The following is a 15,457-nucleotide window of genomic DNA, read 5'->3' on the forward strand; positions in this document are numbered from 1 at the left end:
GCCCGCGCTGGTCGAGGACCCCGACGCCGGGCGCACACCCTCCCGCCGGACGTGTGACCACGCAGTTTGCCCACCCGCGGCGCCGGGTACGTCCGAATCGTGAACACCGCGCTCGACCTCTCCGAACGGTTCCCCGGGCTCGACCTTTCCGGCCTGGTGGTGGACTACGACGACGCCGACGACCCGGTCCTGCGCCACGCCGACGGCACGCTCATCGACACCTGGCGGGAGAACTACCCGTACCGGGAGCGGATGACGCGCGAGGACTACGAGCTGGCCAAGCGGCTGCTCCAGATCGAGCTGCTCAAGCTCCAGTACTGGATCAAGGACACCGGCGGGCGCATGGTCGTCGTGTTCGAGGGGCGCGACGCCGCCGGCAAGGGCGGCACCATCAAGCGGTTCACCGAGCACCTCAACCCCCGCGGCGCGCGCGTGGTGGCGCTGGGCAAGCCCACCGACCGCGAGCAGGGGGAGTGGTACTTCCAGCGCTACGTCAACCACCTGCCCACAGCCGGCGAGATCGTGCTGTTCGACCGCTCCTGGTACAACCGGGCCGGCGTCGAACGGGTGATGGGCTACTGCACCGACGAGCAGTACCAGCGGTTCATGCGGCAGGCGCCCACGTTCGAGAAGATGCTGGTCGACGACGGGACCGTGCTGGTCAAGCTGTGGTTCTCGGTGTCGCGCGCCGAGCAGCGCACCCGGTTCCTCATCCGCCAGGTCGACCCCGTCCGGCAGTGGAAGCTCAGTCCCAACGACATCCGCTCGCTCGACCGGTGGGACGCCTACACCGAGGCCAAGGTCGCCATGTTCCGCGCCACCGACACCGCCCGCGCGCCGTGGACGGTCGTCAAGAGCAACGACAAGAAGCGCGCCCGCATCGAGGCCATGCGCAGCATCCTGGCCCGCATCGACTACGCCGACAAGGACCCGGAGGTGGTCGGCGAACCCGATCCGCGCGTCGTCGGCGCCGCGGCCACCCTGCTGGAGGAGGGCGAGGACGAGTCCTCGCTCAGCCCCACGCCCATCGCACCCACCGACGACCCCGACCACGGCCCCGGCATCCACCCCGAGGACACCCGGGCCTGACGCCGGCGCGACCCCGGGCGGCGCGCCCCGCCGGGTTGCCCCGGCCCGCCGTCCACGGTGAACTGATCACCGACCGGATGCCGGAACCGACGTGCAGGGGGATGCCGATGACCCACGACCGGACCGCGTGGTGGCAGTCAGCCGTGGTGTACCAGGTGTACCCGCGCAGCTTCGCCGACTCCGACGGCGACGGCGTGGGCGACCTCCGCGGCATCACCGCGCGGCTGGGGCACCTGCAACGGCTGGGCGTCGACGTCGTCTGGCTCTCCCCGGTCTACGCCTCCCCGCAGGCCGACAACGGTTATGACATCTCCGACTACCGGGCGATCGACCCGTCGTTCGGCACCCTCGACGACTTCGACGCCCTCGTCGCCGACCTGCACGCGCGCGGCATGAAGCTCGTGATGGACCTGGTGGTCAACCACACCTCCGACGAGCACCCGTGGTTCGTCGAGTCGCGCTCCTCCCGCGACGCCCCGAAGCGCGACTGGTACTGGTGGCGCCCGCCGCGCGAGGGCTTCGAGGCCGGGCAGCCCGGCGCGGAGCCCACGAACTGGGGTTCCTTCTTCTCCGGCCCCGCCTGGCACCTCGACGAGGCGACGGGCGAGTACTACCTGCACCTGTTCGACCGCAAGCAGCCCGACCTCAACTGGGAGAACCCCGAGGTCCGCGAAGCGGTGTACGACATGATGCGGTGGTGGCTGGACCGGGGCGTGGACGGCTTCCGGATGGACGTGGTCAACTTCATCTCCAAGGACCCGGCCCTGCCCGACGGCGCCACCACCGGCGTCGGCGGCGTCGGCGACGGGTTCCCGCACTTCGCCACCGGCCCGCGCGTCCACGAGTACCTCCAGGAGATGCACCGCGAGGTCTTCGGCGGCCGCGAGGGCGATTTCCTCACCGTCGGCGAGATGCCTGGCGTCACCTGGCAGGACGCCGTCCTGTTCACCGACCCCGCGCGGCGCGAGGTCGACATGGTGTTCCAGTTCGAGCACGTCTCGCTCGACCACGGCCCCGGTGGCAAGTTCGACCCCCGGCCGCTGGACCTGCGGCTGCTCAAGGCGTCCCTCGGGCGCTGGCAGACCGCGCTCGGCGAGGTCGGCTGGAACAGCCTCTACTGGAACAACCACGACCAGCCGCGCGTGGTGTCCCGCTTCGGCGACGACGACCGGTGGTGGCGCGAGTCGGCCACCGCCCTGGCCACCGTGCTGCACCTGCACCGCGGCACGCCCTACGTGTACCAGGGCGAGGAGTTGGGCATGACCAACGCCCCGTTCGCCTCCGTCGAGGACATGCGCGACGTCGAGTCGGTCAACCACCACCGCGAGGCGGTCGCCGCGGGCGCGGACCCCGAGGTCGTGCTGCGCGGCCTGCGCGCCATGGGCCGCGACAACGCCCGCACCCCCGTGCAGTGGGACGGCACGCCGAACGCCGGGTTCACCAGCGGCGAGCCGTGGCTCGCGGTCAACCCCAACCACACCTGGCTCAACGCCGCCGCCCAGTACGACGACCCGCGCTCGGTGTTCAACCACTACCGGCGGCTCATCGCGCTGCGCCACGAGCACCCCGTCGTCGCGGTCGGCGACTTCCGCATGCTGCACCCCGACGACCCCGCCCTCTACTGCTACGAACGCACGCTGGGGGAGCGGCGGCTGCTCGTCGTGGCCAACCTGGGCGGCGAGCCGCGGACCGCCGGACTGGAACCCGGCTGGGACGCCGGGCACGTGGTGCTGGCCAACTCCGACGAGCCGCGCGTCGCCGACGGCCACGCCGAACTGGGGCCGTGGGAGGCCCTCGTGCTCCTGCGCTGACCGCCGACCCCAGCCCGCTCCCGGTACACCGCCGACCTTCCGCCGAACCGGTTCAGTGGCTACGGTCGGTGGCGAGCCTTCACCGCCGAGGCGATCTCCCTCAACGAGGAAGGAGAGCGTCGCGATGCTGCGCAGACGCTTCGCGCTCGGAACCACCGCCGCCCTGCTGGCCCTCACCGCCGTCGCGGTCCCGGCCCGGGCGGCGGTGGTCACGGTGACCAACGGCGTCCAGTTCACCGACACCTCGGGCGCCGTCGTGCACGCCCACGGCGGCGGCGTGCTCAAGGTCGGCTCCCACTACTACTGGTTCGGGGAGAACCGCAACGCCGACAACACGTTCCGCTCGGTCTCGGCGTACCGGTCCACCGACCTGCGGAACTGGGAGTTCCGCCGGGACGTGCTCACCCGGTCCTCCGCGGCCGAACTGGGCTTCGCCAACATCGAGCGGCCCAAGGTGGTGTTCAACAGCTCCACCGGCCAGTTCGTCATGTGGATGCACAAGGAGAACGGCAGCGACTACGGCGAGGCCCGCGCCGCCGTGGCCACGTCCTCCGCGGTCGACGGCGATTACGCCTACCGGGGCAGCTTCCGCCCGCTGGGGCACATGTCCCGCGACATCACCCTGTTCCGCGACGACGACGGCACCGGCTACATGATCTCCGCCGCCCGCGAGAACGCCGACCTGCACGTCTACCGCCTCACCCCGGACTACCTGGGCGTCGCCTCGCTGGTGCACAACCTGTGGCCCGGCTCCTACCGCGAGGCGCCCGCGATGTTCAAGCGCGACGGCGTGTACTTCCTGCTCACCTCCGGCGCCACCGGCTGGGGCCCCAACCAGCAGAAGTACGCCACCGCGAGCAGTGTCGCCGGCGGCTGGAGCGGGCTGTCGAACGTCGGCGACGGCACCGCCTACGGCTCCCAGACCGCCTACGTGCTGCCCGTGCAGGGCAGCCGGACCACGTCCTACCTGTACCTGGGGGACCGGTGGGCCGGGGCGTGGGGCGGGCGCGTCACCGAGTCCCGGTACGTCTGGCTGCCCCTGCGGTTCCCCTCGGCCACCAGCATGACGATGGGCTGGTCGCCGCAGGTCGCCATCGACACCGCGACGGGCGCCGTGGACCCGGTCGGCGGCGGCACGCCCTACGAGACCCTCGTCGCCCGGCACAGCGGGAAGTGCGCCGACATCCCGAGCTCCTCGCGCGCCGACGGCGCCGCGCTCAAGCAGTACCCGTGCAACGGCGGCCAGAACCAGCAGTGGCAGCTGGAGGACGCGGGCGGCGGGTACGCGCGGCTGATCGCCCGGCACAGCGGGAAGTGCCTGGACGTGGCCGACGCCTCCGCCGCCGACGGCGCGGCCGTCGCCCAGCACACCTGCAACGGCGGCGCGAACCAGCAGTGGCAGTTCCAGGCCACCGGCTCGCACCACCGGCTGGTGGCGCGGCACAGCGGCAAGTGCCTCGACGTGACCAGCGGGTCCAGCGCCGACGGGGCCCTGGTCAAGCAGCACGCGTGCAACGGCGGCACCAACCAGCAGTGGACACGCCGCGGCGCGTGATCGCGTCCCCGGTGCCGGGCGCGACGTCCGCGCCCGGCACCCCCGTCGGGAACCGACCGGCCACCCCGGCAGCAGGCCCGTCGTCGAACGGTCCCGTCGACCACGTCCACCCGGTGGCCCGGCGCCCGCGCCCGCCGGGCCACGACCCGCGCGAACCGGGCGCCACGCCGTCCACCGGCCGAAGGCGACCTCCGGGCTCGTGCCGGAGCACGGCGGACCGCCCACCCACAGGATCTCCGGTACGTGACCCACGACACATCCCGTTCGCGTCGCAAGTCCCGTACCTGCGGATTGCAGAAAAGCGCAAGCCGCCTGCACGCGGGACCGTACAGAGTGACCACGCCCGCACGGGCGGCCAAACTGGGGGTCCGCCCGCGCACGGAGCGGCCGGACGGCCGCGGTGGGCCGTCCCGAGGGGTGCGGCCCACCGCGGCCGGAAGCCGTCGGGTGTACCGCCGATCGGCCCACCGGGTGTGAACAGGTGTGATTTAGTGTCGCGCATGTCGTCGCCGTATCCGCCGCCGCACCCGCAGGGTCACGGGGGACCGGGTGGACCGGGACCGGCCCGGGGTCCGCACCCCGGCGGGCAACCCTGGCCCGCCTACCCGACGGGGCCCGCCCACCCGGCAGGACCCGGCGGACCGGCGTACGCCCCGCCCCCGCGCCGCGGGAACAGGGCGGCGTGGGTGGTCCTGGCACTGGTGGTGGTGCTGGTGGCCGCGGGGATCACCGCCTGGTCGGTCCTCGGCGACGACGGCGACGGGTCCCCCACGGGCAGCCGGGGCGGCGACGCCACCGGTGGCGCGAGCTGCTCGGGGGAGTACTGCGTCGGCCCGTACCCGTACGTCAACGCCTGCGGGCTGCTCGATCCGTCGAGCACGTCTGCCCGGATCGGGGCGGTGGGCAGCGGGGGATTGCGGGTGCAGGAGACCTTCGCCGACCCCCTGCCGCCCGCCGACGCGGCGTCACCGCCGACGTGGACCTTCGGGGTGCGGTCGACGTGCGACGTCAGGCCGGTCGACTACGAGAAGGCCGTGTTCCGCAGCCTGACGCTGGAGCTGGAGCAGTACGGCAAGGACGGCGTGGTGGAGCCGGGGAGCGCGGCGCCGGGACGGCCGCTGCCGGGCGTCGAGGGGGTCGTCGTGCAGGACGGGGACGGCGCCGCCGAGGTGTCCGGGTGGGTCCGCAACACGCGGTTCAGGATGAACCTGGTCTGGAGCAACAAGAAGCCGGCCATCCCCGACGCCACGCTCGCCGCGCTCGCCGCGGCGGTCGTCCGGGGCGTGCCCGACGCGCCCGACGCGGCGGCCGACCTCGGCGACCTGAGCCAGGGCGGCCGGCAGGTGGTCATCGACGCCTGCACCGCGTTCATCGGCGCGGACTTCCAGGACGCGACGGGCTACGTCGTCGACCCGACCAACGTGGACCGCACCTACGGCGCCACGCCGGCGGGGCCGATCACCAGCACGTGCAGGCGCACCACCGCCGCACCGAACCGCGGCCTGCCGACCCCCGGGGGAACCACCCACATGGACGGTGCGCTGTCCCCGAAGGTCACCGTGACCCCGCACCCCGACGACGCGGCGGCGCGGGCCGCGCTCGCCGAGGACCGCCGCGACATCAAGGGCGCCGTCGACGTTCCCGGCGTCGGCGACGGGGCCGTGTTCGGCGTCGGCAACTCCTCCTCGTTCAGCCTGGAGTTCACGAAGGGGTTCCACCTGGTCCGCATCGACTGCGGGCTCACCAACGGCAACGCGGACTGGACGCCCGCCGACATGCGCGCCCGCCTGGAACCGATCGCCGCCGCCATCGCGGCCCGGATGCCCTGACGGCCGGGCCGCGATGGCGGCGGTCGGCCGCCTCCGCGGCCCCCGGCCTCACCGCTGTCGGCCTCCACCACCGCCGACCGGGAGCGCGTCGATGCCACCAGCAGCCGCACCGTCGACGTCTGCACGCGCCGGGAGGACTCCCGCCGGTCTCGCAGCGCACGTCCTGCTCCTGCGCACCTCGCTCACCCGGAGAGAAGTCGACGGGGCCGCCGACGCGCACCACCTCGACGACGTCGTGCACACGCTCGCCCGGCTGCGGTCACCGGGGTCCGCCGCGCGGATCGCCTACCCGACAGGGTCCGCCTCCGGGCGGGGAACCGTCCCGTCGACCGCGTCCAGCGGTTCGCGCGGATGCTGCTCGCCCACGACCCCGTCGCGCGGACACCCGCGACGCGCACCGACCGCGCGGAAGCACTGCGGGATTTCCTGGAACGCCACTGGACACCGGCCTGCCGGCACGACCCCGGCGGGTTCGTCGCGCTGATCCCGGACGACGGCGCACCCGCTTCGCGGACACCTCGCGCACGACTGCCTCCGACCACGAGTGGTCGGTCACTCCTGTGCCGGAGAAGGGTGGCCGCGAACGCGTGGTCCTCGTTTCGGCATGACCACCGCGGGTATGACGGTCGGGATCGGGACGATCGGAGGAACGGGATGACGACCTCTGCGAGGCGCGTCGAGGCGGACCGCCGGCCGGTGCAGGTGTTCGCCCTGCTCGTCGGTGCGGTGTTCCTGGTGGTCGGTGTGCTCGGGTTCGTCCCGGGCGTGACCGCGGAGTACGGCGAGCTGGGCTTCGCCGGACCGCACTCGCACGCGCTGCTCTTCGGTGTGTTCCAGGTCTCAGTGCTGCACAACCTGGTGCACCTGCTGTTCGGCGCCGCGGGCCTGGCCGCCGCGCGTACGCGCGGCGCCGCGCGCCTGTTCCTCGTCGCCGGCGGGTTCGCCTACCTGCTGCTCTGGGTCTACGGGTCGATCGTGGGCGAGGACGGCGGCGCGAACTTCGTGCCGTTCAACGCGGCCGACAACCTGCTGCACCTCGGGCTCGGCGCGGGCATGGTCCTGTTGGCGGTCGTGGCCACGTTTGTGGAACGCTCTCGAGGCCAGTACCCGGACCGCGAACAACGCGGTCGGTGACGCCCGGTCGACCGCCGGGTGAACGCGATCGCGTAAGTTCACCCGGGGAGGCGCTTGACTGGGAGGACGTAGATGGCGGGTTCGGCAAGCAGGAAGTTCGGTCGGATCGACCCGTTCATCCTGTTCCTGGTGGTGCCGATGCTGCTGATCGCGGGCGTCATGGTGTGGGGCGGCCTGGCCTGGGTCGGCGTCGTCGTCGTGGTGTTCGCGCTGCTCGTGCTGCTGTTGGACTCGTGGACGAACCGGCCGTTGCCGTTCGAGGTCCCCGAGGACGATTACGACTACGACGAGCCGCCGCACCGGGGCGGCCGCCGCTACTGACGGCGGCCCGTCCCGGGGGACGTCAGGCACGCGGGAAGGTCTCCGCGAGCGCCGCGTCGACCGAGCCCGCGCGCGCCGGCGCGACGAACAGCTCGCGCAGCACCAGGTCGCCCAGGTGCCGCAGGTCCAGTCCGGACTGCCTGCCCCGCACGCGGTGCGCGAGACCCGTCAGCAGCAGCCCCGCCCGCACCGGTGCGCCGGGCAGGGCGCGCACCGGGCGCGCGTGCCCCGCGGCGGCGGCGATGCGGCCGAACATGTCCTTCCACGTGAGGTTCTCCAGCGACACCGGCAGGTCCTCACCGGACGCCCGCTCCAGCGCGTCGACCGCGACCTCGGCCACGTGCGCGACCGTCGTCGCCGCGCTGCCGCCGGGCGGGGCCAGCAGTGGCGAGCGCGAGCGCACCCACGCGTCCAGCGGCCCGGCCCAGTTCGGCAGCCTGTCCCGCGCCCGCCCGAACACGAACGGCAGTTCCAGCACCGCCACCGGCAGGTCCGGGCCGGCCGCCTCCCGTGCGCCGCGCGCCTGCTCGACCCGGCTGCGGACGTACGGGTGGCGCTCGGCCAGCCGCCACTCCGGGTGCTCGCGGTGGAAGTGCGTGTAGTACGAGCCGACCACGGCGGCCCGGGTCAGCCCTTCCTCGCGCGCGGCGGTGAGCAGTCGCACGACCGGGGCCACGTTGCCGCGGTGGAACACCGGGTAGGCGGGGCCGTGCGGTGCCTCGCGGTCGTCGGCGCCCGCCGCGAACACCACGCCGTCGTGCCCGGCCAGCAGCGCCCGGAAGTCCGCCGCCGCGGCCGACGTCGCGTCCAGCGCGTGGTCGACGCCGGCCCGCGCCGTCCGCGCCACCGACGTCACCCCGTGCCCCGACTCCCGCAGCCGCGCCACGACGTGCTGCCCGATCAACCCGCTCGCACCCACCACCACGACCCTCATGGGCCGATCATGCCGCCTCAGGCGGCGTGCAGCGTCAGCAGGGAGATCTCGCTCGGTGCGAACACCCGCAGCGGCGGGCCCCAGAACCCCGCGCCCCGGCTGGTGTAGAGCCGGGTGCGCTCGCCGTGCCGGCTCAACCCGGCCAGCACCGGCTGCTGCAACCGCACCAGCAGGTGGAAAGGCCAGATCTGGCCGCCGTGCGTGTGCCCGGACAGTTGGAGGTCCACCCCGGCCGCGACGGCCTTGCCGATCTCGCTCGGCTGGTGCGCCAGCAGCACCACGGGGTCGTCGGTGCGCGTGCCCGACAGCGCGGCGTCCAGGTCCGCGGCGTGACCGGGTTCGCCCGAGTGCGCGGCGGTGACGTCGTCGACGCCCGCGAACACCAGGCGCCTGCCGCCGCGCTCCAGCACCCGGTGCTGGTTGTGCAGGCTCGTCCACCCCAGTTCGGTCATGTGGTCCAGCCACGCCTGGGCGTTGCCGAGGTACTCGTGGTTGCCCGACACGTAGAACCGGTGGGGCGCCCGCACGTCGCCCAGCGGGGCCGCCTGGCCGCGCCGCTGCTCCACGGTGCCGTCGGCGATGTCGCCCACGTGCACCACCACGTCCGCGCCGAGCGCGTTGACCGCCTCGACGGTGGCCCGCGACCACGCCGTGCGGTCGATCGCGCCGTAGTGGGTGTCGGCCAGCACCGCGACGGTGAGCCCGTCGAACGCGGCGTCCAGCCTCGGCAGCGCCACGTCCACCCGCTTCACCCGCGGCACGCGGCGCGCCTCGTGGACGCCGTACGCGACCAGGGCCGTGCCGATCACCAGCAGCAGGACGGCGATCAACCGGGACCGGAACGGGTTGTCCACGCCCGCGACCGCCAGGACCAGGCGCAGCACGTCGGTGATCAGCGTCCAGGCGAAGAACACCCACGCCACGCCCAGCATCGCGTGCGCGGCCCGGGACGCCCGGTCGGAGTGGCGGCGACCGTGCGCGCGGACCAGCAGCAGCGGGAACGCCACCGAGGCCACCGCGAAGAACGCGGTGCCCACGACCTGCACCGGCCACGGCCACCGCGCGCTGGGCGCGAGCAGGCCGGCCCACGGCACCCAGAACAGCAGCGCGGTCAGCACCAGCAGCACCGCGGTGAACGTGGCGCGCCGCCGTGCCGAGGGGCGGGGCGGCGCGGGCGTCCGGGTCGACATGGGCTCTCCTCAACGGGATCACGGGGACTCGACGGGCACCGGGACTCGACGGCACCGGACTCCCGCGGGTACGCGACTTTACGAACCGGTGGGCTGTTATCGACGGTACGCCTCGCCCCGCGCCCTGTCCAAAGTTTGTGCCCGACGCCGCCCGGCAACCCAGGGCCATGTCCGACGTGAACGAGGTGCCCGAGGCCCGAACCCCCGACGAGGACGAGCGGTTGGCCGACTCGCAGCGCGCGATCGACGAGGCCGAGTCGATCGCCGCGGACCTGCGGCGGACGACGCCCGACCCGACGCCCGACGCGGAGCCGCCGGACGAGGCGACGCCCGCCGGCTGACGCGCCCGCCGGCTCGACCGGCGGGTCCGCATTTTCGCGCGTCCACAGTGGACTCACCCGAATGGCGGTTGCCCCACGGGTTCCCGCTCAGCATAGTGCGATCTCCCGACCGGGATGTTCGGCCGATCGCAGCTTGACTGGGGGGTAACGGGGCGTGGCTCGTCGATCGCGTGCCGTGGTCGATGACGCCCTGTCATCACCCGGACAGGCCGGTGTGCGCCGGATCACCGAGCTGACCGAGCTGTTCGCGTGGCTCGCCTGCGTGGCCTTCACCGTCCAGCTCGTCCTGGTCGGCTCCGGCCTCGCGCGCATCCCGCTGGCGCTGCTCGTGGTCGGCGTCCTCGCCTCCTGGTGGCTGCGGCCGGACGGCGACCCGTGGTGGACGACGGGTGTGGAGGCCGTGGCCGCGTGCGGCGCGGTGCTGGTGCTGCCCAACACCGAACCCGCCATCGGGTTCCTGTTCGCGGTCGTCGTGCGGCGCGCCCTGCGCGGCGACGCGGTGCTGCTGCCGGTCAAGTCCGTGCCCGTGCTGCTGGGCTACCTCACCGGCGTCGGCGCGTGGGTGGTCCTCGAACCGGTCGAGGCCACCGGACCGCTCCTCGCCTCGACCCTGCTGCCCCTGGTGGGCCTCACGATCGTGTCCCTGGCGCTGCACGAGATCGTCCGCTCCGCGCGCCGCCTCGAAGCCGCCCACCGCACCGTCGAGGCCGTCATCCGCGCCAGCCCCGTCGGCCTCGTGCTGCTCGACGGCGACGGCGCGCCCACCCTGCACAACGACCGGGCCCGCCGCCTGTTCGACTGGCCCGAGGGCCGGCCCGGCCGCGTGCCCTGCCCGCACGGCCCGGACATCACCGCCTGCGGCCGGGGCTGCCGCGGCGCCGACGACCCCGTCGAGGTCGACGTCGAGCGCCCCGACGGCACCACCGCCGTGCTGGCCGTGCAGGCCGTGCCCGTGGACCACGTGCCGGACCGGCACACCCTGGTCACCGCGCTGGACGTGAGCAAGCGCCGTCACTGGGAGGACGCGCTGCGCTCCCGCGTCGAGCGCGACGAGCTGACCGGCCTCGCCGGCCGCACCCACTTCCTGCACCTCGTCGACGACGCGCTGCGCTCCGGTGAGGCCGTCGGCCTGCTCGTCATCGACCTCGACGGGTTCAAGGAGGTCAACGACGCCGAGGGGCACGAGGCGGGCGACTGGTACCTGGTCTCCGCCGCCGAGCGCATCGGCCGCGCCGTCGGCCCCGTGGCCACCGCGGCCCGCCTGGGCGGCGACGAGTTCGCCGTCCTCGCGCCCGGCCACGACGTGCGCGAGTCCGCCCGCCTGGCGACCCGCGTGCTGTCCGAACTGGCCCGACCGCTCACCGGCCTCGGTCACGACACCGTGATCCGCGCCAGCGTCGGCATCTCCGTGTCGCAGCCCGGCCTCGGCACCGCCGACCTGCTGCGCGACGCCGACACCGCGATGTACGTGGCCAAGCGCGAGGGCGGCGCGCGCATCCGCCTGTTCCGGCCGGAGATGGGGGAGCGGGTGCTGGCCCGGCAGCGCGACAAGGCCGACCTGCGCTCCGCCGTCGCCGACGGGCAGCTCGTGCTGCACTACCAGCCGATCGTGGACCTCTCGACCGGCCGGGCGACCGGCGCGGAGACCCTGGTGCGCTGGCAGCGCCCCGGCCACGGCCTGCTCGGCCCCGGCGAGTTCATCGGCCTGGCCGAGGAGACCGGCCTCATCGTGCCGCTGGGCAACAAGGTCCTCGCGGGCGCCTGCGAGCAGGCGATGCGGTGGCGTGAGCAGGGCCGCGCGCTGGGGGTCACGGTGAACGTGTCCACCCGCCAGCTCTCCGCGCCCGCGTTCCTGCCCTCGCTGGACCGCGTGCTCAAGACCTCCGGCCTGCCGCCGGAGCGGCTCACCGTCGAGGTCACCGAGTCCGTGTGGGCCGACGAGGCCGCCATGCGGGGGCTGATGGACGTCCGCGAGACCGGCGTGCGCGTCGCCCTGGACGACTTCGGCACGGGCTACTCGTCGCTGAGCTACCTCCAGCGCTACCCGTTCGACGTCGTCAAGATCGACAAGTCGTTCACCGGCAACCTCGACGACGCCGGTCGCACCGCCGGGGTGGTGCGCTGCATCATCGACCTCGCCGAGGTGCTCGGCGCGCACACCGTGGCCGAGGGCATCGAGACGCAGGAGCAGGCCGACTGGCTGCGCGCGGCCGGCTGCGACTACGCCCAGGGCTACCTGTTCGGGCGCCCCGACCTGGCGGAGAACTGGGACGCCCAGCCCTCCGTCGCCAGGTGAGGCGCCCGCCGATCACGCCTTCTCGTCGGCCAGCGTGTTCCAGAACATCAACTCGTAGGAGTGCAGGAGGAGCGCTTGGGGCATCGCGCCGGAGACGGCCCAGCCCGTGTCGAGGACGGCGTCGAGCGCGCGCAGGCCCAGTTCGTCCAACTCGGGCGCGGGCTCGGCGAAGAAGTCGAAGAACGCGCAGCCCGCGTCGTCGAAACCGTAGTGCTCGCGCAGCGCCGCCGCGATCGTCGCGCAATAGCCGCCCCATTCCGCGAAGTTCGCCAGAATCGCGAGCAGCGCGTCGTGCGGATTGCCGTCCAGGGCGAGCCTCGCCACGTACGACGGGTACGCCTGGCAACCGGGCAGCGCGCGGTAGTCGGCGACGTCGTCGGGGGAGAGGCCGCACGCCGCGGCGAAATCACCGAGCTTGGCCAGCGCCAGACCCTCGCCGCTCGCCACCGTCGAGAAGAACTCGCGCTGCGGGAGTTCCGTCGACTGCGCCGCCAAGGTGAGGAAGGCTCGCCAGTCGCTGCGAACTATGCGGTCCTCCTCCGCCGCCAACGCCTTCAACGCCTCCACCGACGCCTCGCCGCTGGCGATCAACGGGACCAACCGGTTCGTGCCGCCGTCGTGCTTCAACTCCTCGCGCACGCGTTCCAACAGGGCTTTCGTGTTCCTGGGCATCCATCCCCCTCGGCCTGTCGCCGCGTCGCCGTCGAACGCGGTGCGACACCAATGGCACTCTATCCGTGCCGTGACCCACTCGTCCCCGCGAGTGTGGGAGACTGCGAATGGCTCTCCGCCGCCCTGACCACGCGATGCCGCAGAAGGAGCACCGGGATTGCGCGCCTCCGAAGCCACCCCGGTCGAAAACCGCGAAATGCCGACCGCCGGGCAGAACCGCCTGTGGATCGGTTACCTGTTATTCGGGTTCCTCGCGGTGTGCGCCTACTACGCACTGCCGATCTTCGTCGGAACGGTTCCCCTGCGGGTAATCGTCTACTGCGCGGTCAGCACGTCGGCCGCGGTCGCCGTGTGGTGGGGAATTCGCCGCAACCGGCCGGGCAAACGCGCGCCGTGGATCGTGCTCGGGCTCAGCCAGGTCGTCTACGCCCTCGCCGACGCCACGTTCTACGTCTCGCACTACGTGCTCAACGAGACCCGCTACCCGGCCGTCGCAGACGTCTTCTACCTCGGCCACTACCCGCTCGTCGTGGTCGGCCTGGTCGTGCTCATCCGGCAGCGCCGCTCCGACCGCGACCTGCCAGGCCTGCTCGACGCCGTGTCGCTGACCGTGGTCGCCGGCCTGCTGTCGTGGGTGTTCGTCATCGGGCCGCAGACCCGCCTCGGCACGTCGCCGCTGGTGGAGGCGGCCTCGCTGGCCTACCCGCTGATGGACCTGGTCGTGCTGCTGGCCTCGCTGCGGCTGCTGTTCGGCGCGGGACGCCGGGACGGCTCGTTCGTGCTGCTCACCGCCTGGCTCGCGGCGATCATGACCGCTGACACGGTGTACGTCCTCCAACGGCTCGACGGCACCTATGCGGCGGGCAACTTCCTCGACGCGGTCTGGCTCGGCGGCAACCTCGCGCTCGGCGCGTGCGCGCTGCACCCGGCCATGGGGCGGATCGCGCAGCCCGCCGAGGTGCCCGCCCTGCGGCTGAGCTGGCCGCGCCTGGCGGTGCTGTCCGCGGGCGCGCTGATCGGTCCGCTGCTGCTGCTCTTCCAGCACGCGCGAGGCATGGAGCAGGACGTGCCGGTGATCGCGATCGGCTGCGCCCTGCTGTTCGCGCTCACCGCGACCCGGCTCGCGGGCCTCGCCGTGGACCAGCGGCGGCTGGCCATCACCGACGCCCTCACCCGGCTGCGCAGCCGGCGGTACTTCGAGGGGCGGCTCGCCGAGGACGTGGCGCGGGCCCGCCGCACCGGCGTCCCGCTGGCCGTGGTGATCCTCGACGTGGACCGGTTCAAGGCCATCAACGACCGCTACGGCCACCCCGCGGGCGACCGGGTGCTGGTCGAGGTGGCCGACCGGCTGCGCGCGGTCGCGGGACCCGACCTCGTGCTCGCCCGCTACGGCGGCGAGGAGTTCGCGCTGATCGTCACGGGCGCCGACGCCGGGAACTCCACGCGGCTGGCCGAGGAGTTGCGGCACGGCGTGGCGTGCCGGCCCATCGCCGTGAGCGACCGGCGGTCGGTGACGGTTACGCTCTCCGCCGGCACCGCCGCGTTCGCCTCGCACCACTGCACGGCGTCCGCGCTGGTGTCCGCGGCCGACCGCGCGCTGTACCTGGCCAAGGACCTCGGTCGGGACCGCGCCGTGGCCGGCGGCACCTCGATCGCCGAACACCGGGAGGACGTCGCGGTGGACTACCTGAACCAGGTCGCGGACCTGGTCGACCTGCGGGTGGCGAGCCCCGGGCGCAGCCTGGCCATCGCCGAGTGGGCGAGGACCGTGGCCGAGCGCCTGCGCTGCGACCCGGCCCAGATCCGCACCGCGCACCGCGCGGGACGCCTGCTCGACGTCGGCATGATCGTGCTGCCCGACGACCTGCTCACCGAGTCCGGCCCGCTCACCGACCAGCAGTGGCACCTGCTGCACGAGCACCCCGACAGCGGTGCGCGGATGGTGGGCGTGCTGCCCGACCACGCCGACGTTGCCGAGGTGATCCGGCAGCACCACGAGCGGTGGGACGGCGCGGGCTACCCCAACGGCCTGACCCGCGACTCGATCCGGCTGGAGGCGCGCATCCTGTCGGTGTGCGACGCGTGGGCCGCGATGTGCGCCGACCGGCCGCACCGGCGGGCGCTGACGCACGAGCAGGCCGTGCGCGAGCTGCGCTCCGGCCGGGGCGCGCGGTTCGACCCGGAACTGGTCGACGTGTTCCTGGAGCTGCTGGCGGAGGGCACCGTCGGCGACCTGGTCGCCGGGGCCGCCGGGGCGCGCGAGGGCAGCGCCCTATCCTGACGCG

At 73.5% G+C, this 15,457-nt stretch carries 12 protein-coding genes; 9 read left to right on the top strand and 3 right to left on the bottom strand.

Annotated features, from left to right (window positions below; translation table 11 throughout):
- The first annotated feature begins 99 nt into the window (after window positions 1-99).
- The 6 genes from ppk2 (at window position 100) to J2S66_RS08660 (ending at window position 7,739) form a co-directional block, all read left to right on the top strand.
- Window positions 100-1,089 (top strand): polyphosphate kinase 2, encoded by a 990-nt coding sequence (gene ppk2 / locus J2S66_RS08635; protein WP_310305986.1) that lies wholly within the window; start codon window positions 100-102, stop codon window positions 1,087-1,089.
- 107 nt (window positions 1,090-1,196) lie between these two features.
- A complete protein-coding gene (locus J2S66_RS08640; protein ID WP_310305987.1) occupies window positions 1,197-2,900 on the top strand; it encodes an alpha-glucosidase in 1,704 nt (567 codons plus the stop codon).
- A 124-nt stretch (window positions 2,901-3,024) separates the two neighbouring features.
- Window positions 3,025-4,455 carry an RICIN domain-containing protein gene (locus tag J2S66_RS08645; protein ID WP_310305989.1) on the top strand — a complete coding sequence of 477 codons (1,431 nt, stop codon included), beginning with the start codon at window positions 3,025-3,027 and terminating at the stop codon, window positions 4,453-4,455.
- Between the two features lie 686 nt (window positions 4,456-5,141).
- Window positions 5,142-6,284, top strand: coding sequence for a hypothetical protein (locus J2S66_RS08650; protein ID WP_310305991.1), 1,143 nt, complete (start codon window positions 5,142-5,144; stop codon window positions 6,282-6,284).
- 654 nt (window positions 6,285-6,938) lie between these two features.
- Window positions 6,939-7,418 (top strand): DUF4383 domain-containing protein, encoded by a 480-nt coding sequence (locus tag J2S66_RS08655; RefSeq protein ID WP_310305993.1) that lies wholly within the window; start codon window positions 6,939-6,941, stop codon window positions 7,416-7,418.
- 72 nt (window positions 7,419-7,490) lie between these two features.
- Window positions 7,491-7,739: a hypothetical protein gene (locus J2S66_RS08660; RefSeq protein ID WP_310305995.1), complete on the top strand. Its 249-nt coding sequence runs from the start codon at window positions 7,491-7,493 to the stop codon at window positions 7,737-7,739.
- Between the two features lie 22 nt (window positions 7,740-7,761).
- Here the strand turns inward: J2S66_RS08660 and J2S66_RS08665 are convergent, their stop codons facing one another.
- Both J2S66_RS08665 and J2S66_RS08670 read right to left on the bottom strand, forming a co-directional pair.
- Window positions 7,762-8,673, bottom strand: a complete 912-nt coding sequence (locus J2S66_RS08665) for an NAD(P)H-binding protein (RefSeq protein WP_310305997.1) — start codon at window positions 8,671-8,673, stop codon at window positions 7,762-7,764.
- A gap of 17 nt (window positions 8,674-8,690) precedes the next feature.
- Window positions 8,691-9,863: a metallophosphoesterase gene (locus J2S66_RS08670; protein ID WP_310305999.1), complete on the bottom strand. Its 1,173-nt coding sequence runs from the start codon at window positions 9,861-9,863 to the stop codon at window positions 8,691-8,693.
- Window positions 9,864-10,030: 167 nt separating this feature from the next.
- Between J2S66_RS08670 and J2S66_RS08675 the strand changes: the two genes are divergently transcribed.
- Both J2S66_RS08675 and J2S66_RS08680 read left to right on the top strand, forming a co-directional pair.
- Window positions 10,031-10,204: a hypothetical protein gene (locus tag J2S66_RS08675; protein ID WP_310306001.1), complete on the top strand. Its 174-nt coding sequence runs from the start codon at window positions 10,031-10,033 to the stop codon at window positions 10,202-10,204.
- Between the two features lie 175 nt (window positions 10,205-10,379).
- Window positions 10,380-12,500: a putative bifunctional diguanylate cyclase/phosphodiesterase gene (locus tag J2S66_RS08680; protein ID WP_310306003.1), complete on the top strand. Its 2,121-nt coding sequence runs from the start codon at window positions 10,380-10,382 to the stop codon at window positions 12,498-12,500.
- A 12-nt stretch (window positions 12,501-12,512) separates the two neighbouring features.
- On the opposite strand, the gene J2S66_RS08685 is transcribed toward J2S66_RS08680, so the two are convergent.
- Window positions 12,513-13,172 carry a thiaminase II/PqqC family protein gene (locus tag J2S66_RS08685; protein WP_310306004.1) on the bottom strand — a complete coding sequence of 220 codons (660 nt, stop codon included), beginning with the start codon at window positions 13,170-13,172 and terminating at the stop codon, window positions 12,513-12,515.
- 196 nt (window positions 13,173-13,368) lie between these two features.
- Between J2S66_RS08685 and J2S66_RS08690 the strand changes: the two genes are divergently transcribed.
- On the top strand, window positions 13,369-15,453 hold the full coding sequence (locus tag J2S66_RS08690; RefSeq protein ID WP_310306006.1) for a bifunctional diguanylate cyclase/phosphohydrolase: 2,085 nt from the start codon (window positions 13,369-13,371) through the stop codon (window positions 15,451-15,453).
- The last annotated feature ends 4 nt before the right edge of the window (window positions 15,454-15,457 follow it).

The organism is Saccharothrix longispora (genome assembly GCF_031455225.1).
Taxonomy (GTDB): Bacteria; Actinomycetota; Actinomycetes; order Mycobacteriales; family Pseudonocardiaceae; genus Actinosynnema; species Actinosynnema longispora.

Coding starts and splice junctions, on each gene's coding strand:
- J2S66_RS08640 (WP_310305987.1), top strand. CDS start 1,197: ATGACCCACGACCGGACCGCGTGGTGGCAGTCAGCCGTGGTGTACCAG.
- J2S66_RS08645 (WP_310305989.1), top strand. CDS start 3,025: ATGCTGCGCAGACGCTTCGCGCTCGGAACCACCGCCGCCCTGCTGGCC.
- J2S66_RS08655 (WP_310305993.1), top strand. CDS start 6,939: ATGACGACCTCTGCGAGGCGCGTCGAGGCGGACCGCCGGCCGGTGCAG.
- J2S66_RS08660 (WP_310305995.1), top strand. CDS start 7,491: ATGGCGGGTTCGGCAAGCAGGAAGTTCGGTCGGATCGACCCGTTCATC.
- J2S66_RS08665 (WP_310305997.1), bottom strand. CDS start 8,673: ATGAGGGTCGTGGTGGTGGGTGCGAGCGGGTTGATCGGGCAGCACGTC.
- J2S66_RS08670 (WP_310305999.1), bottom strand. CDS start 9,863: ATGTCGACCCGGACGCCCGCGCCGCCCCGCCCCTCGGCACGGCGGCGC.
- J2S66_RS08675 (WP_310306001.1), top strand. CDS start 10,031: ATGTCCGACGTGAACGAGGTGCCCGAGGCCCGAACCCCCGACGAGGAC.
- J2S66_RS08685 (WP_310306004.1), bottom strand. CDS start 13,172: ATGCCCAGGAACACGAAAGCCCTGTTGGAACGCGTGCGCGAGGAGTTG.
- J2S66_RS08690 (WP_310306006.1), top strand. CDS start 13,369: ATGCCGACCGCCGGGCAGAACCGCCTGTGGATCGGTTACCTGTTATTC.